The sequence below is a fragment of the Halomonas sp. A020 genome, from assembly GCF_027943625.1.
Classification (GTDB): domain Bacteria; phylum Pseudomonadota; class Gammaproteobacteria; order Pseudomonadales; family Halomonadaceae; genus Vreelandella; species Vreelandella piezotolerans.
Window position 1 is genome coordinate 2,572,515 of sequence record NZ_AP022850.1, and the last position, 18,016, is coordinate 2,590,530.

15 protein-coding genes are annotated in these 18,016 nt (G+C 58.7%); 5 read left to right on the forward strand and 10 right to left on the reverse strand.

Annotated features, from left to right (window positions below):
- Window positions 1-31: 31 nt before the first annotated feature.
- Together FRH_RS12035 and FRH_RS12040 are read right to left on the reverse strand one after the other, a co-directional pair.
- On the reverse strand, window positions 32-3,172 hold the full coding sequence (locus tag FRH_RS12035; RefSeq protein WP_281996933.1) for an efflux RND transporter permease subunit: 3,141 nt from the start codon (window positions 3,170-3,172) through the stop codon (window positions 32-34).
- Window positions 3,172-4,236, reverse strand: a complete 1,065-nt coding sequence (locus tag FRH_RS12040; protein ID WP_281996934.1) for an efflux RND transporter periplasmic adaptor subunit — start codon at window positions 4,234-4,236, stop codon at window positions 3,172-3,174. Before FRH_RS12040 ends, FRH_RS12035 begins: the two co-directional genes overlap by 1 nt.
- A gap of 196 nt (window positions 4,237-4,432) precedes the next feature.
- Here FRH_RS12040 and FRH_RS12045 point away from each other — a divergent pair, with 196 nt between their 5' ends.
- Complete coding sequence (locus tag FRH_RS12045; protein ID WP_281996935.1) at window positions 4,433-5,617, forward strand: NAD(P)/FAD-dependent oxidoreductase; 1,185 nt, start codon at window positions 4,433-4,435, stop codon at window positions 5,615-5,617.
- Window positions 5,618-5,712: 95 nt separating this feature from the next.
- Here FRH_RS12045 and FRH_RS12050 read toward each other — a convergent pair whose 3' ends face one another.
- From FRH_RS12050 to FRH_RS12065, 4 genes are all read right to left on the reverse strand, one after another.
- Window positions 5,713-6,012 carry a YqjK family protein gene (locus FRH_RS12050; RefSeq protein WP_137093870.1) on the reverse strand — a complete coding sequence of 100 codons (300 nt, stop codon included), beginning with the start codon at window positions 6,010-6,012 and terminating at the stop codon, window positions 5,713-5,715.
- Entirely contained in the window at window positions 5,996-6,391 is a 396-nt protein-coding gene (locus tag FRH_RS12055; protein ID WP_153842412.1) for a phage holin family protein, read from the reverse strand. Before FRH_RS12055 ends, FRH_RS12050 begins: the two co-directional genes overlap by 17 nt.
- Window positions 6,391-6,723: a DUF883 family protein gene (locus FRH_RS12060; RefSeq protein WP_139525567.1), complete on the reverse strand. Its 333-nt coding sequence runs from the start codon at window positions 6,721-6,723 to the stop codon at window positions 6,391-6,393. Before FRH_RS12060 ends, FRH_RS12055 begins: the two co-directional genes overlap by 1 nt.
- Window positions 6,724-6,811: 88 nt before the next feature.
- Window positions 6,812-7,843, reverse strand: coding sequence for a phospholipase A (locus tag FRH_RS12065; protein ID WP_139525568.1), 1,032 nt, complete (start codon window positions 7,841-7,843; stop codon window positions 6,812-6,814).
- A 177-nt stretch (window positions 7,844-8,020) separates the two neighbouring features.
- On the opposite strand from FRH_RS12065, the gene mscK reads away from it, so the two are divergent.
- Entirely contained in the window at window positions 8,021-11,356 is a 3,336-nt protein-coding gene (mscK, locus tag FRH_RS12070) for a mechanosensitive channel MscK (RefSeq protein ID WP_139525569.1), read from the forward strand.
- Window positions 11,357-11,359: 3 nt separating this feature from the next.
- Here mscK and FRH_RS12075 read toward each other — a convergent pair whose 3' ends face one another.
- From FRH_RS12075 to FRH_RS12085, 3 genes are read right to left on the reverse strand one after another with little or no spacing between them, the layout of a single operon-like run.
- The gene (locus FRH_RS12075) at window positions 11,360-12,112 is read right to left on the reverse strand and encodes a TlyA family RNA methyltransferase (protein WP_139525570.1); all 753 of its coding nucleotides are present in this window, start codon (window positions 12,110-12,112) and stop codon (window positions 11,360-11,362) included.
- Window positions 12,113-12,145: 33 nt separating this feature from the next.
- On the reverse strand, window positions 12,146-14,170 hold the full coding sequence (locus FRH_RS12080) for a hypothetical protein (protein ID WP_139525571.1): 2,025 nt from the start codon (window positions 14,168-14,170) through the stop codon (window positions 12,146-12,148).
- Between the two features lie 30 nt (window positions 14,171-14,200).
- Window positions 14,201-15,424, reverse strand: coding sequence for a carboxylate--amine ligase (locus FRH_RS12085; RefSeq protein ID WP_139525572.1), 1,224 nt, complete (start codon window positions 15,422-15,424; stop codon window positions 14,201-14,203).
- A 208-nt stretch (window positions 15,425-15,632) separates the two neighbouring features.
- Between FRH_RS12085 and FRH_RS12090 the strand changes: the two genes are divergently transcribed.
- The 3 genes from FRH_RS12090 (at window position 15,633) to FRH_RS12100 (ending at window position 17,347) form a co-directional block, all read left to right on the forward strand.
- A complete protein-coding gene (locus FRH_RS12090; RefSeq protein ID WP_009100748.1) occupies window positions 15,633-15,962 on the forward strand; it encodes a DUF1820 family protein in 330 nt (109 codons plus the stop codon).
- Between the two features lie 85 nt (window positions 15,963-16,047).
- On the forward strand, window positions 16,048-16,683 hold the full coding sequence (locus FRH_RS12095; protein ID WP_139525573.1) for a TIGR04211 family SH3 domain-containing protein: 636 nt from the start codon (window positions 16,048-16,050) through the stop codon (window positions 16,681-16,683).
- A gap of 31 nt (window positions 16,684-16,714) precedes the next feature.
- Complete coding sequence (locus FRH_RS12100; protein ID WP_139525574.1) at window positions 16,715-17,347, forward strand: thiopurine S-methyltransferase; 633 nt, start codon at window positions 16,715-16,717, stop codon at window positions 17,345-17,347.
- Window positions 17,348-17,355: 8 nt separating this feature from the next.
- Here FRH_RS12100 and FRH_RS12105 read toward each other — a convergent pair whose 3' ends face one another.
- Window positions 17,356-17,949 carry a YajG family lipoprotein gene (locus tag FRH_RS12105; RefSeq protein ID WP_139525575.1) on the reverse strand — a complete coding sequence of 198 codons (594 nt, stop codon included), beginning with the start codon at window positions 17,947-17,949 and terminating at the stop codon, window positions 17,356-17,358.
- Window positions 17,950-18,016 lie beyond the last annotated feature (67 nt).

Consider the following 18,016-nt stretch of genomic DNA (forward strand, 5'->3'; position numbering starts at 1 on the left):
GGCGCCCTTGGTGTCTCTACTGCCCGTCGATTCATCGCTCTGGCGTTTCCAGCGGCGTGTGTGGCGCCGTCGGGGCATTGGCGATCTCCTCTTCGAGCTGACGCTTGACCGCCCCAGGCGAGCCGGAGTAGCGGGCCAGCAGGTCGTAGGCCACCGGCACGACGAACAGCGTGAAGAGGGTGGCAGCCCCGACGCCTGCCATGATGACCGTGCCGATCACTAGGCGTGACTCGGCCCCCGGGCCGCTGGAGATGATCAGCGGAATGGCACCGGCCATGGTGGTGACGGCGGTCATCAATATGGGCCGCAAACGCGTCACCGAGGCTTCGATCAGCGCCGAGCGAAACCCCTGGCCCTCATCGCGCAGTTGGTTGGCGAACTCGACGATCAAGATACCGTTCTTGGCCGCCAAACCGATCAGCAGTACTAGGCCGACTTGGCTATAAATATTCAGCGACTGGCCGCTGAGTAGCAGCGCGAGCAGCGCACCGCTCATGGCGAGTGGCACCGTCAGCATGATGACGAAGGGGTGAATCAGGCTCTCGAATTGAGCCGCCAGCACCAGGAAGACCACCACCGCGCCGAGGATCAGCAGAAACGTCGTTGCGCCGCTGGCCTGCTGGAAATCCCGGGAAGGCCCGGCCACGTTGGTTTGTACCTCTTCCGGTAGATGCGTATCCGCGGCGTCTTGGAGGTAGGCCAGCGCTTCGCCAAGGGGATAGCCGTCAGCGAGGTTTGCTTCGATCGTGATGGCGCGTACCCGGTCAAATCGGTTCAGCGTGCTAGCCCCGGCAAAATCGGACAAAGTCACGAGACTGGCCAGCGGGATCAGTTCGCCCGTGCGCATCGAGCGCACCTGAATGTTATCCAGCGCTCGCGGGCTGTTCTGGCGGCTGCGGTCGCCTTCCACGATGACGTCGTACTCTTCACCGTCATCTACATAGCGCGTCACGTTACGCCCACCTAGCAGGACTTCTAGTGTGCGGCCTATTTCGGTCACCGTAACGCCCAACGATGCGGCGCGTTCGTAATTGATATCCACCCTTAGCTGGGGCTGGGTTTCGTCGTAGTTGCTCTCGATGGCGGTCAGGCGCGGGTTGTTTTCCCGTACGTGGTTGATCAACCGATCACGCCAGCGGGCAAGATCTTCATAGGTGCCGCCGCCCAAGACGAACTGAACAGGCTTTTGCGTACGCTGGCCAAAGCCTTGGCGCATCACCGGAAAGGCTTGGACGCCAGGCAGCGAGCCAAGCTGTTGGCGCACGTCAGCCATGATCTCCCAGGCACTGCGGCGGCTGCCCCAGTCAGCCATATTGACGATGATGAACCCACTGTTAAAGTTTTCGATATTGCCGAACCCACGCGGGGCGCGCACGACCACGCGTTCCAGCTCGCCGCTCTCTACGAAGGGGGTTAGCCGCGCCTCGATTTCGTCCATGTAGTCCATCATGTAGTCGAATGTGGCGCCTTCGGGCCCATTCACCAGCACGATGAAGTTACCGCGATCCTCCTGGGGGGTGTACTCGTTGGGCAGCGCCGATGCGAGCCACGCCGTACCCGTGATCAGTAAAGCAAACAGCGCCACCACCAGCCATTTGGCTGCCAATACGGTTTCAAGAGCGCATTGATAGCGGCGCTTAGTGCCGTCCAGCAACCACTGTACGCCTTGGCCAATACGACTGTCGTGCATGCCGGGCTTGAGAATCTTGGAGGCCATCATCGGCGTTAGCGTCAGCGCGAGTAGGGTAGAGACGATCACCGCCGCCGCCATGGTCAGGGCAAATTCCGAGAACAGTCGGCCGATGTCGCCTTGCAGCATGCTCAGTGGTACAAAGACGGCGACCAGCACCAGGGTGGTGGCGATCACTGCAAAGGCGATTTGTCGCGTGCCACGAAAGGCGGCCACTAGCGGGGTTTCGCCATAGTCATGCATGCGTCGATTGATGTTCTCGAGTACCACGATGGCGTCGTCCACGATCAGCCCGATGGCCAGCACCAGGGCAAGCAGGGTGAGCAGGTTGATGGAGAAGTTCATTGCGGCCAGCGCCGTGAACGCGCCAATCACGGCAATCGGTACCGTGACGGCGGGGACCAGGGTCGTACGTAGATTGCCTAGGAACAGAAAAATCACGATGACGACAAGGCCCATGGCAATAAAGAGCGTCATGACGACCTGCTCGATGGCACCAGAGACAAACACTGAGGCATCGTAATTGAGTGCAAGCGACATGCCCGCGGGCAGCGTGCCCTGCAGCCGCTCCAGCTCTTGCTGCACCGCCTCAGACAGCTCGATCACGTTGGCGGTGGACTGCATGATCATCCCCAGCCCCACCATGGGCACACCGTTGGCTCGGAACACCGAGCGATCTTCTACTGACCCGACTTCCACGCGGGCGACATCGGCAAGACGTACCAAATAACCGTTGTTGCTTTGAGTGAGCGCTAGGCGCTGAAAATCATCGGCGGTGGCGAAGCTGCGCGGCAGACGGACGATGAACTGACGGTCATCGGACTCGATCGAGCCAGCGGGTAGCTCGACGTTTTCGGCGCGTAATGCGTCTTCTACATCGCCCACGGTTAGGCCGCGAGCCGCCAGTGCGTTACGGTCGAGCCACACGCGCATGGCGTAATCTTGGCCGCCGCCGACACGCACGCGGGCAACGCCGGGTTGCACCGACAGGCTATCGACGAGAAAGCGGTTGGCGTAGTCGGTGAGTTCGGCAATCGAGTAGTCCGCCCCCGACAGGCTCAGCCATACGACGATCTCTTCGCTGCTATCGGCTTTGGTGACTTCTGGGTTGTCGGCGTCGTCTGGGAGATTGCGCAGCGCGCCGGAGATGCGGTCGCGTATATCGTTCGCCGCGGCGTTGATATCCATGGTGATGGCGAACTCGATTTCGATACGCGAGCGGCCATCTTCACTTTGAGAGGTGATCAGTTCGATACCTTCGACCCCGGCAATACGATCTTCCAGCACTTGGGTAATACGTGTTTCTACCACGCTTGCTGAGGCGCCGGGGTAGCGTGTATCGATACTAACGATGGGCGGGTCGACAGTCGGATACTCTTGAAGCGGTAAACGATTGAGCGCCAGCAGTCCAAAGGCGATGATTAGCGCCGCAATCACCATGGCGAGCACGGGCCGCTGGACGGAAATATCGGATAAACGCATTAGCGATCAGCCTCCAGCAGCGAGCGAATATCCGTCGTTTCGTCGGCAATGCCCAGTAGCCTGACCTCTTGGCCTTCTCGGGCGAGCTGTAGGCCGTGGATCACGACCAAGTCGCCTTCACGAAGGCCTTCGAGGATTTCGACCTCGCCACTGCGTCGCTCGCCAATAGCGACCTCACGGCGTTCTAAGCGCGGGGCCTCCTGCTGTTGAATTACCATGACGAAATGGCGGTTGCCACTGGGCTGAAGGGCGGCTTCAGGGAGCACGAGCGTCTCGCGCACGCGCTGTTGCACGATGACCTCCATCAGCATGCCGGGGCGCAATTTCAAGTCGGGGTTAGCAAGCTCGGCGCGAACGTTCACGCTGCGGGAGGTGGGATCGATGCGCGTGCCGATACTAGCAATTTCCCCGCGAAACACCTCGTCTGGATACGCTGCGGTGGTGGCCGTTAGGCTCAGCCCGGCAGAGAGTCGGCCCAAAAACACCTCAGGCACGGTGAAGTCGAGCTTCATGACGTCGAGCTTGTCGAGGGTCACCAGCGCCATACCTGGGGTGACGAGCGTGCCGACACTGACATCACGAAAGCCGACCCTGCCGCTAAACGGTGCAAGGATACGATAATTCTCGAGTCGCGCTTCTAGCGCTTGGGCATCGGCTTGCGCTTGGCGGAGCTGAGATTGCGTATCTTCGACGTCGGCTCTGGCCGCTAAGTTACGCTGCTGCAGCTGCGAGGCGCGGCCGGATGCATTGCGCCGCTCATCGGTGAGCGCTTGCGCTGCTCTCAATAGTGCCTGCTCTTCGGCATCTTCCAGACGAATGAGTAAGCGGCCACGCTCGACCTGTTCACCATCGTCAAAGTTGATCTCCGCGATGGTGTCGGTGACAGTAGCGGATAATGTCACGCTCTCGTCGGCGCTCAAAGTGCCCAGCGCTTCCAGCGGGTCCGACCAGGTGTCGGACGCTACTTGATACCCAATGACGGGTGGGGGTGTTTGCGCGCTGGCAAGAGTGGCCCAACCAAGCAGTAGTAAGAGGCCACAAAAGGTGCGTTTCGATGCAGGCATAAGTGTCTCGATATCATTCACGGACTGGGTGCTTTACGCTCCACCGTCCAGGCCGGTGTCAGCCCCTAGGCGCAGCGGTGCCGTACCGCCAAGCGAAATATTGTGCTCTTCTTGTACTTTAAAGCTGATAATGTACAGCAATGTAGTGCTTTTTACCTGTTAAAATACCCGCCTATTCTTTTTGGGAGCCTTTGTAATGGTCTTCGACGTCGTGGTCATTGGCGCGGGCGCCGCTGGTTTGATGTGCGCGGCGCAAGCAGGCTATGCCGGGCGACGTGTCTTAGTGCTCGACCATGCCAACAAAGCGGGTAAAAAAATCCTAATGTCGGGGGGAGGCCGCTGTAACTTTACCAATCTTGATACGGCGCCTGGGCATTTTTACTCTGAAAATCCTTATTTTTGTATCTCCGCATTAAAACGTTACCGTCCAGAACACTTCGTATCGCTCGTGGAAGCCCATGGCGTCGAGTATGTAGAAAAAGCGCCTGGACAATTGTTTTGCGCCGATTCCGCTAAAGAGATCGTTCGGGTGCTGATGACCGAGTGTGAGTGGGCTGGGGCAGAGGTGGCACTGAAAACCTCCATCTCGCGCGTGGAGCGCCAAGGGGAGGGCATGCGCCTGACCACCTCCATGGGGACCATCGATGCAGGCGTGGTCGTGGTGGCTACAGGGGGGCTCTCCATTCCCACCATGGGGGCGACGGGATTTGGCTACGACATTGCGCGCCAGTTCGGCCTGGAGGTGCTGCCCACTCGCCCCGGCTTGGTGCCGTTTACCCTGAGCGATAGCTGGAAAGAGCGGGTCGCAGCGCTTTCTGGCGTCAGCCTGCCCTCGGCGGTGAGTTGCAAGGAGACGCGCTTTGTCGAGCCGATGCTGTTTACCCACCGAGGGCTGTCTGGCCCCTCCATGCTGCAGATCTCCAGCGTGTGGGAGTCTGGTAGCGCGATTACCATTGACCTCTTGCCGGGTGAAAACGTCGCGGAGGCCTTGCGTCATGCGCGGCAGGAAACCCCTAAGCGCCTATTGTCTACCTGGCTTGGCGAGCGTTTTCCCAAGCGCTTTGCACAAGCATTGCAAGAGTGGTACCCCAACGCAGAGCTGGCTAGTCCGCTGGCCCAGTACAGCAATGAAGCGCTTGATGTGTGGGCTCAGCGGCTCAACCAATGGCAGCTAAAACCGGCGGGTACGGAAGGGTGGCGCACGGCGGAGGTGACGATGGGCGGGGTAAGTACCCATGCTATCTCATCGAAAACTTTCGAAGTCAAAGACCTACCGCAGCTGCGCTTCATTGGTGAGGTGCTGGATGTGACGGGGCAACTAGGCGGCTATAACTTTCAGTGGGCATGGGCTAGCGGTGTTGCCTGTGGACAAGCGTGTTAAGTGTCATCGACACGCATTAAACAAGCCGCTGCGGTAAGTGAGCCGCAGCGGCTTGTCGGATCATCCTTATCGCAGGCGTAGCGGTCAACGGACGATTATGTCGCCACTTTGGCAAGGAGCTTCAACTTCCGAAAGAGCATGTAACCTGCCAGTGCCTTACGACCTAGCACCATGGCACCGCCTGGATGACGTGCAATGCGTAACGCAGCAATGCCGCCAATGGCGTAAAGCGGCAGTTTGACGCTTTTCCAATGACGTTCCAGCGGGGAAGAGGCATGTAGCAACGTGTCGCTATCGACCAATATGTCGATACGCTGCTGCTCCAGTTCGGCGAGCAGCGCCGCCTTGCGCTCTGCTCGGCTGAGTGGTTTAACGACGCTATCGTGACGGGTCATCCTCATTCACCTCTAGCAAGGCCCGGTCCGCCGCAAGCTGCTTTAACGTTTCTTTGAGCAGCGTATGACGCTTGGCTTGACGAAGTGCTATTACGGCGAGTAGTACGCTGAGTGCAATCAGTACACCAGCACTCACGCTGATGGCCGTGAGACGATACGTGTCCCAAAAAAGCACAATGACAAGAGCCGTTAGCGTAGCAATGCCAAGAAGCAGTAATAGCAGGCTGGCACCAGCAAGCAGCAGTAAGACTAATAAGCGGGCGCGCTCTTCCTCTAGTTCCAAAACCGCCAAACGCAGGCGGGTCTCACTGTTGGCAACCAGTGTTTTTAGCAGGCGTTTGGCGGCGGAAAAGACACGTTGGGTAGGACCCAAAGCCATTAGCGACGTCCGAGGAGCATACCAACGACAAGGCCCGCTGCGGCACCAAGGCCGATGCTGGTCCAGGGGTTCTCACGGACGTAACGATCACAGCAATCGACCTGCTCTGAAAGTGTCTCGCGGGTATCTTCGTAAAAACGTTCACCGCGGGCTTCTAGGCGGGCACGGGTATCCTTCAAACGTCGCTCGGCACGCTCACGCAGGTCGCGCATTTCGCCGCTAGCATCCTTGGAGGTGGCGTTCATCAGCTCTTCGACGGTTTCGCTGAGGTGACGCAGATCCTCTTTGAGCTGGTCAGCACGGGCAGAGGTGTCTGTATTACGTTTTGCCATGATGTCTTCCTTTGACGAGTGAATGAGTTACGACTTCGAGTGACGACTTCAGCATAGCAGTCATCATCATATAGACAACCTTACTGGCTTAACGGTTCAGCCCAGTGGCGCTGAACAGTGGGTTGAGGCTAAAACCAAGGCTCAGGCGATGCACGCGGTGGTTGTAATCGATCATGCTCTCGCCGTAACCGTAGTAATACTGCACATGGGTGCGCACGCCGTTGAACGCGGGCCAGCTGTAATCGATCTGCGTGCCGTAGTTGCCGGCGCTAGGGTTGCCACGCAGTTGACCGGCAAATTCATGGTTGTTTTGCAGGCGCTTGGCGAGGCGAATGTCGCCATAGCCGACGAAGCGCTCGATATCGGGGTTGTCATCATCGCTATCCGACTCGGGCACGCGCCAGTGGGGCGCCAGGGTGAGCGCCCAATCGCCGCTTTGGAAGGTGCTTTCCAAGTACACTCGGTTCCAACTGCGCGAGAGCGGATCGGAGCGGCCGTTTGACTGATGGATGAACGAAACGCGGTTGCGGGTGTTCACCCACCCCAAGGCACTCCAGGCGTTGTCGAAGTCGATAAACACTTCGGGCTCATAGTTGGTTTCGCGAAACGGCGAGGAGGCATCGGTGTTGTACGCCTGCCACCAGCTACGCTGGGTATACGCAAAGTAAACGTCGCCTATGTCACCGAAGACATTTTCGGCCAAATTGAACTTGGCACTGAATTGAAATTTGACCTCACCACTATCCGGTTGAACGTCGTCTGTGATGCTGCGGAAATTCTCGACGTTTTGATTCGTGTTGTAGCTAATGGGGAACAGATAGTTGGTGCGATGCGTCGTGATGGCGAAGGGGTTACGTGACGACTCTTGTTCCAACTGTCGCCGTTCGCTCAGGTCTTCGAGCGCTACTTCGACTGGCAGCGGCGCTGGTTCGATACCCTGGGCGGCATCTTCGGGTGCTTCGATTTGCTGAAGCTGCTGGCGCAACTGGTAGAGTTCGGTATTGAGCGCTTGAATGCGCGCTTCAATGTCTTCTCGGGAATCGGCTATGGCGCTTTGACTGAGCACGGTCGCGCTCACAAATGTCGCCAAACCGGTGAACAGCAGTTTTCGGGTAACCATCAACGTGGCTCGCAAATTAAGAGTAGAGAGATGCCAGCATTGTTTCTATACATGCCGCTTGTGTAAGTCAACTCCGTATGGCGACGTGCTGACAATATTGCGTCGAGCTGTCTTACCCATGACAATGGCTATCTCGCCCGACATCGCGGGCCGATATGTCTATGAGGCATCCGTCACGTGGTTAGAAATGCCCTGAAAGCCGCCATCGGCTGCCTGTTTGTGGTAGTGCTGTTGGCGGAAACCGCCATCGCTCAAAGCACCTCGATCGAGGGCGTTCCTCCTCAAGCTGAGCTCTCCGAACGCTTGGCAGTCATTGAATCTCTTGAAACTGAGCCTACCGCTGAGCAGCAGCGTGACCAAGCGGCGTTGACCGCTGCATTGCAGGCATATGAGCGGCTCCAAGCGATCGAAGAGCGTCAGCAGGCACTCGAGCAGCGGGTCAGTCAGGCGCCTGAGCAGTTGCTACGCCTGGAGCGTGAGCTCAACGCTGCGCAAGAGGAGAGTCTGCAGCTGTCGGTCGATAACCTTAGCGATATGCCTTTAGAGGCTTTGGAAGCCGAACAAGCGGATGCCGTGATCGAACTGCAGCAGCTCCAGAGCCAAATGGCCGAGGTGAATTCCCAACTCCTTGCGGCGCAAACGCTGCCCGAGCGGGCGCAACAGGCCATTTCCGAGGCGCTGCAGCGGGCTGAAACACTGCGTCGTGAGCACGATACCCGAGCCGCGCTGCTCGCCGACCGCCAGCTTTCGGCCCGTGAGGATGCGCAGCTCATTCAGTGGCGCTTAGAGCGAGCGGTGGCCGAGCAAGAGGTCACCCTGAACCAGCGGGAGTTGAGCGCTAACAGTCGCCTGCGCGAGCTGGCTCAGCAGCGTCGTGACCTGATTGCCTTGCAAATCGACCAGCAAGAGCAGCAGCTCAACCTGCTCCAGGGCGTGATCGACCGCCAGCGACGTCTTCAGTCTGAACAGGCCATTGCCGACGCCGCCAAGAACGATCCATTGATCGCCGAGGGGCACCCTGTCGTGCTGAATGCACAGCAGATCAACCAAACGCTTAGCCTGGAGCTATTGCGGGCGACGGACCGTGCCAATGGCATCGTGCGCGAAAACATCGAGGCGCAGCGCCAGTTGGAGCATGTTCGCCAGCTCCAGCGCAGCCTCAACGAGCAGATGGAGGCGATTCGCGGCAGCCAACTGTTGTCGCGTATTCTTCGCGAACAGCGTCAATCGCTACCCGTTGTGGTGCCGCGCCGGGATTTGCAAGATGAGATCGCCGATCTGCGTTTGAAGCAGTTCGATCTCATCCGCCAGCGCGATCAACTCCGGCAGGGCGAGCGACTGGCAGCTCAGCGCCTGGAAGAGGCTGGCGTCGATGTCACGCCAGGGCTGGTGGATTCTCTGACCCGCTTGTATCAATCCCGACGCGAGCTGGTCGAGCAGCTCGAACAAGCATACGGCAACCTATTGAGCTCGGCTATCGAGCTACAGCTCAATCAGCAGCAGCTGCTCAGCACGACACAAGATTTACGCACTACCATCGATGAGCAGCTGTTTTGGGTGGCCAACAGTCGTCCTCTAGATGTGAACTGGCTGCGCCAACTGCCCCAGCATCTTCAGCAGGAGTGGCGGGAAGGGGAGTGGCGCGCGGTGTTGCCTACTCGTTGGAAAGGGCTCTCATGGGACATGTTGGTGGGCGCGCCACTGCTGCTGTTGAGCGTGGTTTTAATCGCTTTGCGCGGGCATATCAAAGCGCGTTTGGCGCTGATTCATTCACAAATTGGCCGTTTGAAGAGCGATACCCAGCTGCATACCCCCAAGGCCGTTTTGCTCAATGCACTGCTGGCGGTACCAGGCCCGCTGGCGTTGGCTGGCACGGGCGTAGCCCTACGTACGGCGGAAGGCGGTCTGGCCCTTGGACTGGCACCGGCGCTGCTGCAGCTTGGTTTGAGCTGGTTCGTGGTAGCCCTTGGGCGGCGACTGCTGGTGCCCGACGGCGTCGCCGAGCGTCACTTTACCTGGTCACCGGCGTACAACGCGCGGCTGCGTCGCTTGTTGATTGGGCTGGGCATGGCGCTGGTACCGGTCGTGGCCATTGCGGCCATGTCTGAACAGATGGAGACCCCCTTGGCCCAGCGCCCTGTCGCCATGGCACTGTTCATGGGGGGGCTGCTTGCCATGGCGTGGTCGCTGACGCAGCTCATCCTGGCCCATGTCCCAATCTTTGGTGTGCGGCTTTTCAGGCTGATCTTGGGGCTCGCCATGGCCGCCGTTCCACTGGTGCTGATGGGCCTGGTTGCCTGGGGCTACGAGTACACGGCGCTCAGGCTGGTAGCGCGTTTTGCCATTACGCTCTACCTATTAGGGCTTTGGGTGGTAGTGGAGGCGACGGTGGTGCGTAGTTTGGCCGTTGCCGCCCGCCGCTTGGCCTACCGCCGAGCGCTGGCCAGACGGCGCGCCCAGGTGCAAGAGGGTGCCGAAGGCGGGCTCGAGGTAGTCGAAGAGCCGCCGCTGGATATGGAAAAGATCAACGCTCAGTCGCTGCGGCTCTCCAAGCTGATTCTGCTGATTGGTTTCAGTGCGCTGCTCTATTTGGTGTGGTCGGACCTGCTCTCGGTGTTGGGTTACTTGGACCAGGTATCGCTTTGGGACGCGGGCGAAGGCGATCTGGTCGATGATGCTCTCTCCATTTCGGATTTTTTTACGGCGCTGCTGGTGGTGGCTGTCACGTTCATCATGGCGAGTAACCTGCCAGGACTGCTCGAAGTCATGGTGCTCTCTCGCTTGGCGCTCAAGCAGGGCAGCGCTTATGCGATTAGCTCACTGCTCTCTTACACCATCGTAGGCACCGGGATCGTCATGTCGCTGGCGACCTTGGGGGTCTCTTGGGACAAGCTGCAGTGGCTGGTGGCGGCGCTGAGTGTGGGTTTGGGGTTTGGCTTGCAAGAGATCTTTGCCAACTTCATTTCGGGATTGATCATTCTGTTCGAGCGCCCCATTCGTATCGGCGACACCATTACGCTAGGGAACCTTCACGGCACGGTCAGCCGGATTCGCATTCGGGCGACCACGGTGACCGACTTCGACCGCAAAGAGATCATCATTCCCAACAAAACGTTCGTGACCGACCAACTGATCAACTGGTCGCTCTCCGACAACGTGACCCGCGTGGTGCTCACCTACGGCGTCTCCCACGGTTCGGATTTACCACTCGTGCATAGACTGTTACGTCAAGCTGCCGATGAGAACGCACGCGTATTGGATGACCCGGAGCCGCAGGTGTTCTGCTTGAGCTATGGGCCACACAGCCTGAATTTCGAACTGCGTATTTTTGTCAATGACCTACTGGACCGCTTGTTTGCTGCCGACGAGGTGAACTGCCGGGTGGACGAGCTGTTCAAGGAGGCTGGAGTGAAAATCGCCTTCGAGCAGTTGGACGTATGGCTACATCGTGAGCAGGGAGAGCCGGTGAACGTGCAGTCGGATTCGACTCTCCCGCCCGCTACCTTGAGCTGATCGCTACCGCTTGCTGGCAAATAGTAGAAACTCCCGATTGCCGTCGCTGCCGGTAATCGGGCTCTCTTGCCAGTGACTGATGACGAGGCCGCACTGCTCGCAGGCGTCGCGTATGTGGTGTTCTACCTCTTGATAGCGCTGCGGGTCGCGCACGATGCCGCGCTTATCCAGCGCGCCTGGGTCGAGTTCGAACTGCGGCTTGACCAGGGAGAGGAGCTGCCCGCTGGGTGGCAGCAGTGCGGCAACCTCAGGCAAGATCAGGGTCTGGGAAATAAACGAAACATCCATGACCGCAAGATCAATGGGCCGTTCGGCGAGGGTGTTCAATAGCGCCGCTGCACCGCTCATATAGCGGGCGTTGAGTCCTTCTAGGCACGTCACACGAGGGTCGCTGCGCAGGTGGCTGGCGAGTTGGTCGTGGCCCACTTCCACACCAATGACGTGGCGCGCGCCGAACTGCAGGGCGCAGTCGGTAAAGCCCCCCGTCGATTGACCAATATCCAGCACGCCTCGCTCGTCGAGGCGCATATTTAACGTCAGTAGCACGCTCTCCAGCTTGAGCCCCGCCCGAGAGGCGTAGCGCTCCTCTGGGTCTGCGTCGATGCGTAGCGGCGTATCGGAGGGCCATTTCTCCGATGGTTTGCTCAGCGGCTTACCATTGCTCAAAAAAACGCGCCCGTTTTTGATCAGTCGTTGGGCACGGGTACGAGAACTGGCCAGCCCTTGGCTGACCAACAGTTGGTCGAGTCGTATCATGGTGGTCATGTCTGTGATGGTAAAGCGCCCGGGTTATTGGGGCCCCTGGTCAGCCTGTAGCGCGGCGGAAGGGAGACGAGTCGCTCCCCAACTACGATGCAGATATCCCTTCACGCGGTCGAGCTCCTCGGTGGATACCGTCGCCAGTTCGCCGCGCTCTAAGGGGTCGTAGTGGTAAATATAGAGTCGCGAGGTGAACTGCTCGAAGGGCAGGGATGCCTCGCCAAAGCGCTCGCCGTTGCCGGACGTGCTGACCTTGACCCCGTCGCCCCAATCTTGGCCACTGTCGTTGTTGGGATTGTAGAAGTAGACCCGCATGATGTCGTTGGGGTCTAGCGAGGCGCGCAAAATCGTAATGGCGTGCCAGCCAATAAACCGTGCGGCGCTGTCGGTCACGGCAATACCCGCAGGCTGGGGATGAATCAACGGCTGGTTGCCGTTGTAGTACGGATGATAGCTGGCATAAAAATGGCGGACGAAACTATCGACCTCGGCCAACTGGCCGGTCGCGACATCGACATTGATGCTGAAGCCACGGCCAGACCACCAGCCATGAAATTCAGGGTTGACCCAACGGTGTGGATCGCCCTCGCGACCTAAGCAGCGACGTCCCATCTCGGCATAAATTCGGTCCAGATGGGGCACTACGATCAGTGACACCGGATCGAGATCCATCGGCAGCTCGGTAGCCACGCCCGAGATACTCTCGTTGGAGGAAATCGGCTGGCCTTCGAAGTGCATGATGATTTCATCGTCCCGCGCCGCCCAAGTCACCATCTGCAGCAGATAGTCCGGGTCGTTATAGGCCCACATGGAGAGTGCCCGCGCCGATTGGCAGGTAGGGTTGTTACCCTGACCGACACCCAGCGGTAGCCCTAGCATGCACAATACACCCTCGATGAGCCGTGCACGGGGTGAGGCTACCTCGCCATACGCCAGGGTCAAACGCGCCTCGGCCCACTCGGAGAGTTGAAGGTTGAGCTGACGCCACATGGCGGGTGCGACAGGCGGTTGATAGAGGATGCCGCGTTCTAGTAAAAGTGCCAGACCGTACACCGCCTGCGCGGTGGCCGGGTAAACACCGCTGCGAATCAGTGCATGCACCAGCTCTCGGTAGCAGAGCAAACAGTCGCGGCCGGTGGAGGAGAGCCCAAGGGCTTCGGAGAGCAGGTGGTCGCCCTCTTCTAGCAGGTAGCGTAATAGCACCGCATGGTAAGGAGATACCAGGCCGGTATCGTGCATGGCGCGGGCAAAACCAATGGATTCTGCCTGAAGCGTGGCGTTATCCATTCGCTCCAGACGCCCTCGGTAGATATCGATGCCGGGATCTTCCCGGCAGGCTTGTGTCGGGCCATATAGCGAGCTGACGAGTCGATCCGCGCCATGGCCGCTGGCCCCTAGATCGATGTCTGGATTGGCTTGGCAGAGTGCAATCTGGGTGATCATCTGTTTAATGGCATCGACCTGAATCGGGCGCTGCTTGAGAATGCGCCAGATCTCATCGATCAACTGATCGATGACGTACTCATAGCCGATACGCTCGGCCAGATGGTGAAACAGCTGACGAGAAATGTTGGCTAAGCGCCCTTGGGTCTCTCGCTCGGCTTCGCTGGGTGCGTTGAAGAGCAGCCACAGATTGATCGCCATGACCTGGGTAAGGTAGTGATGGGCATGCTCTTGAGAAACGAGCGGGTGGGCATAATCGCCCTTGGCGACGGCGAGAAGCCGTAATTCGCTGAGCGCTTCGATGACGACCACGTTGGCATCGGCGCTTTTCAGCGAGAAGGTCGTCAAAGTAGGTACCAAAAACTGAGGAGTTGCCCAATCGGAACCTTCAAAGACCCCGGCAGACTCGATATCCATCGAGCGATGCTCCAGAGCGGCACATCCGCCTGCTTGAAGGAGCACGCGGCGTGCAGTGTCGAGCACGCGGGGGAGCTTTGACGGTTTAGAAAAGGTTGGCGCCTGCGAAAGCAGGCGCAATGCATCATCGAATTTGCTCAGTAGTCCAGCAAGCTTGCCATCTTGTGTGGCAGTAGCCTCGTGCTTGGTCGTCACGGTGACTCCTTATCCCAGCGTAAGCGGGGATTATACATAGAAGTCGAGATCTTCTTGGCGTTTGAGGAGATCGCGAATCGTATGTGCATCGTCACCCTTAAAGTAGATCAACCCCCAGTGAGTGCCAAAGGCGGTGCGTTTCGTGACGGTCTCTTCCAGCGGTGGGGTCAGCTCGTGAGACTCGAAGTAGGGGTGATCTTCCGTCTCTTCTGGAATCTCTAGGCGGCTCACGACGCGGCGGCGTGGATAGACGCCGAAGCAGCCTGCAAAGCCGTCGGCATCGACGATCTCTTTCGGGAAGAACTCAGCCACTTCTTCTTTGGTGCTTTTCGGGTCGAAGACCAGCATGGACGCCTGATAGGCGTTAAAGCCGTAAACCCGCTCCAACAGTTCGAAGACTTTGAAGCCCGGCGGACGGTAGGCGACCTCACCAAAGTACATCTCACCGTCGCTGGTGACGAAGTATTCGGGGTGAATCAGACCGAATTCGATATCGAAGGCTTTGATCAGTTTTTCGATCTGCGCGGTGATCTGCGCGCGGTACTTCTCCAATTCTGGGGAAGCAGGCACGAAGACCGAGTAGCCCAGCGTGACGTACTCGGAAATGTTCAAAAAGGCGATTTTGCCATCGTGAATCCACGCTTCTACCGCGAACTCCCAGCCATCCAGGTGTGACTCCATCAGGACTGGAAACTCCTCCTCGGGGATCGTATCGACTTCGTCAGGGGTACGAATGACCCGGTGGCCCAAACAACCCGCTTTGTCGAAGGCCTTGAGGTGGATGGGGTCGTTGGGGTCGCCATCGAGCTTCAACAGCGTCTGGTTGACGCGCTTGAGAAAGCGGATGACGTCCTCTTTGTCGTGGGCTTCTTCGAAAATGCCCACCCGAATGCCACCAAGCTGTGCGCGGCGTTTCATGAGCGCCTTATCACGCAGTAGCAGCGACTGGCCGTAAAGACGCGGATTGTCGAGCAGCACCGAGTTGATGGCCCCCGCCCACTCCACGGTCTCTTCGAATAGGGGTATCGCCACGTCGACGCCTTTTTCCTTGAGCGTTTCGGCGATCTCCATGGAGCGGTCATTGAGGCGCTCGAAGTTCCAAGGGACGTAGGGAATGTCGTGCTTTTGGCAGTACTCCTCCGCCCAGTCGGGTGCCACCACGATATATCGGCGGTCAAAGTTTTCCGCCGCTTCGATCGCATTGAGGCTCCAGCCTAAGAGGGCGATATAGCCCTTATTGGGATCCTTTTGCATGGTGTTGACTCCTCTGGGGTGATGAATGGTCTTGCCAACTGCTCTCTTCACCATACACGACCCGAACCATTCTGGGCTAATTAGCAGCTTCTGAAGCGAAAATAGCGGGAATTCGCCCACGTTAGCGATGTCTGCTAAAGAGCCCAGCGCGAATATGGTAGGCTTGCCCAGTAACGATACGTTCAAGTGGCAAGAGGATTAGGCCAAGATGGCGGCCAAGCCGATCTACCGTGTAGTGGTTCACCAGCAGGGTGAAATTTGGGATTTATACGTCAGAGAGATCTTTCAAAGCGAACTCTGGGGCTTTATTGAAGTCGAGGAGTTTGTCTTTGACGATGCGTCGCGGGTGGTGGTGGATCCAGGAGCGGAAAAACTGCAGCGAACCTTCGAGGGAGTGAAGCGTAGCTACCTGCCGTTGAATGCCATTGTGCGGATCGATGAGGTAGAGCGTGAAGGCCCGTTGAAAGCCGTGAAAAGTGATGCTCGCGTCGCAGAGTTTCCTCGTCCCTTTCCGTTACCGCCCCGCGGGGAAGGGTAAGCGCCTAAGACATGCGCAACGCTTTGAGCGACACGCGCGGCGGCTTCGTCGGCCACGCGCGTTTTTTTGACCAGGACATGACGTCATGCAAGTAGAAAAAATTCGCAGTAACTGTTATGCCGCCGCTGTGGGCGTGCTGTTAACCGTGAGCAGCCAAGCAGCGCTAGCTCAATCCGATAGCCAAGCTTGGGTGAGCGATGAACTGAGCACCTATGTGCGTAGCGGGCCGACAGATGGTTATCGCATTGTGGGAACGCTGAACGCCGGCGAGCAGGTCGAGGTGCTGGAAACCAGCGGCGATTACACACGGGTACGCAGTAACAGCGGCGACACCGTTTGGGTGCTCAGCAATGAGCTGCAGCAAACGCCCAGCGCGCGTCAGCAGCTTCCCGAGCTGCAAGCCCAAGTTGAAGAGCTGACGCAAGAGCTAGACGGAATCAACGATACCTGGGAGCAGCGGGTTTCCTCCATGACGGAAACTCTGGATATTCGCGAGCAGCGTATCGCCGACCTGGAAGCCCGAAACGCCGAGTTGGACAATCAAGCGGAGCAGTCTCGCCAGCAGGTGCGCGCCCTGCAGGCCCGCTTGGATACCCAAGAGGAGGACTTGCTGATGCGCTACTTCATGTACGGTGGCGGTGTGGCAGGGGCCGGTCTGTTGGTAGGCTTGATCGTGCCGCATTTACCGCGCCGTCGTAAAAAGCGCGATCGCTGGTTCTAAACGTGCTTTCCAAGCAATAACGAGGTAGCTCATGGAGAATCCCTGGCGGCAGCGCTGGCAAGAGGGGCGCATCGGCTTTCATCTCGAGGAGACTCATCCTGCGCTGGTCAAGCACTGGCCGGAATTAGGCGTGGCCGATGGGACCAAAGTGCTGGTGCCACTATGTGGGAAGAGCCTAGACATGCGCTGGCTGGCGGATCGCGGGCACCCAGTGCTCGGCATCGAGCTTGCACCGGAGGCCATCGAGCAGTTTTTGGCTCAGCGACGCAGCGGTGTTTCGCGCTATACCCAAGCGGGGTTCGAGGTGTCTCGGCAGGGCAGTATCGAGCTGTGGTGCGGTGACTTTTTTCATCTGCATATTCAGCAAGCGGCAGAAGTGGGCGCGTTCTACGACCGGGCCTCTTTGATTGCATTGCCACCGGCAACGCGAGAGCGTTATGCCTTTCATTTGGCGCAATTGACCCCGCCGGGAGCAAAAGGGCTGTTGGTGGGGCTTACCCATGGCGATGGCGAAGCGGGGCCGCCTTTTAGCGTGCCGGATGACGAAATCGAGCGCTTGATGACGCCCAACTTCCATGTCGAGCGGCTGGCTCGTCTAGAGGCTGATGCTCGTGGCCGCAGCGAGAGCCTATGGGCGTTAGAACGTCGCGGGCCACGGGTATAAACGAGCGCTTATCGGGCTAGCAGCCTGCCCAGCTCTGGGTCACTGAACGCCCGATTCAGTCCATCGCTAAGCAGATCGTTGAGCATACGTGTATTGGCATCCTCGCCGGGCTTGATGGCGTAGCCTTGGGTACGGCGTGACGTATACGTGCCGGTATAAGTCGTGCCCTGGTTGTGTGCGATCGCACGGAACACCCCTTCGATGCGCGCTTCATCGATCAGCGGCTGGCCACTGTCGCCACGTCCGTAATCCAAGCTGGCAAGCTCTAGCGTCAAACTGGGACGACCCTGCGCGGTTTCGCGGGTGGGAGTGAACCCCATATCGCTGGCGGCGCGTTCGGCTTCGGCCTGCAGGCGCGGGATCAATTCGTGACTGCTGACGGTAATCTGCGCGGTGGACATGTTGCCGCCCGTCCGCGTACCAATGACTTCACTCGGCCGGGCGTCGACGGCCACGACGGTAACTTGTTGACCCGAGCCGGTTTGTGGCACGTTGGCGCTACGGGTGGGGTTGAGCTGTAGATACTGAGGGCTTGCGCAGCCTGCTACCAGTAAGGTGGCCAGCAGCGCACCCGACGCGCGTAAAAAGTGACGCCGACGCATATTACTCTCCGCAATCATCCTGGTTGAACGAGACAAAGGCCGCAGTATAGACCTGAGTTTACGCGAG

Bases quoted from the DNA above. Each gene is read 5' to 3' on its own strand.
- FRH_RS12035 (WP_281996933.1), bottom strand. From the start codon at position 3,172: ATGCGTTTATCCGATATTTCCGTCCAGCGGCCCGTGCTCGCCATGGTG.
- FRH_RS12040 (WP_281996934.1), bottom strand. From the start codon at position 4,236: ATGCCTGCATCGAAACGCACCTTTTGTGGCCTCTTACTACTGCTTGGT.
- FRH_RS12045 (WP_281996935.1), top strand. From the start codon at position 4,433: ATGGTCTTCGACGTCGTGGTCATTGGCGCGGGCGCCGCTGGTTTGATG.
- FRH_RS12050 (WP_137093870.1), bottom strand. From the start codon at position 6,012: ATGACCCGTCACGATAGCGTCGTTAAACCACTCAGCCGAGCAGAGCGC.
- FRH_RS12055 (WP_153842412.1), bottom strand. From the start codon at position 6,391: ATGGCTTTGGGTCCTACCCAACGTGTCTTTTCCGCCGCCAAACGCCTG.
- FRH_RS12060 (WP_139525567.1), bottom strand. From the start codon at position 6,723: ATGGCAAAACGTAATACAGACACCTCTGCCCGTGCTGACCAGCTCAAA.
- FRH_RS12065 (WP_139525568.1), bottom strand. From the start codon at position 7,843: ATGGTTACCCGAAAACTGCTGTTCACCGGTTTGGCGACATTTGTGAGC.
- FRH_RS12075 (WP_139525570.1), bottom strand. From the start codon at position 12,112: ATGATACGACTCGACCAACTGTTGGTCAGCCAAGGGCTGGCCAGTTCT.
- FRH_RS12085 (WP_139525572.1), bottom strand. From the start codon at position 15,424: ATGCAAAAGGATCCCAATAAGGGCTATATCGCCCTCTTAGGCTGGAGC.
- FRH_RS12090 (WP_009100748.1), top strand. From the start codon at position 15,633: ATGGCGGCCAAGCCGATCTACCGTGTAGTGGTTCACCAGCAGGGTGAA.
- FRH_RS12095 (WP_139525573.1), top strand. From the start codon at position 16,048: ATGCAAGTAGAAAAAATTCGCAGTAACTGTTATGCCGCCGCTGTGGGC.
- FRH_RS12100 (WP_139525574.1), top strand. From the start codon at position 16,715: ATGGAGAATCCCTGGCGGCAGCGCTGGCAAGAGGGGCGCATCGGCTTT.
- FRH_RS12105 (WP_139525575.1), bottom strand. From the start codon at position 17,949: ATGCGTCGGCGTCACTTTTTACGCGCGTCGGGTGCGCTGCTGGCCACC.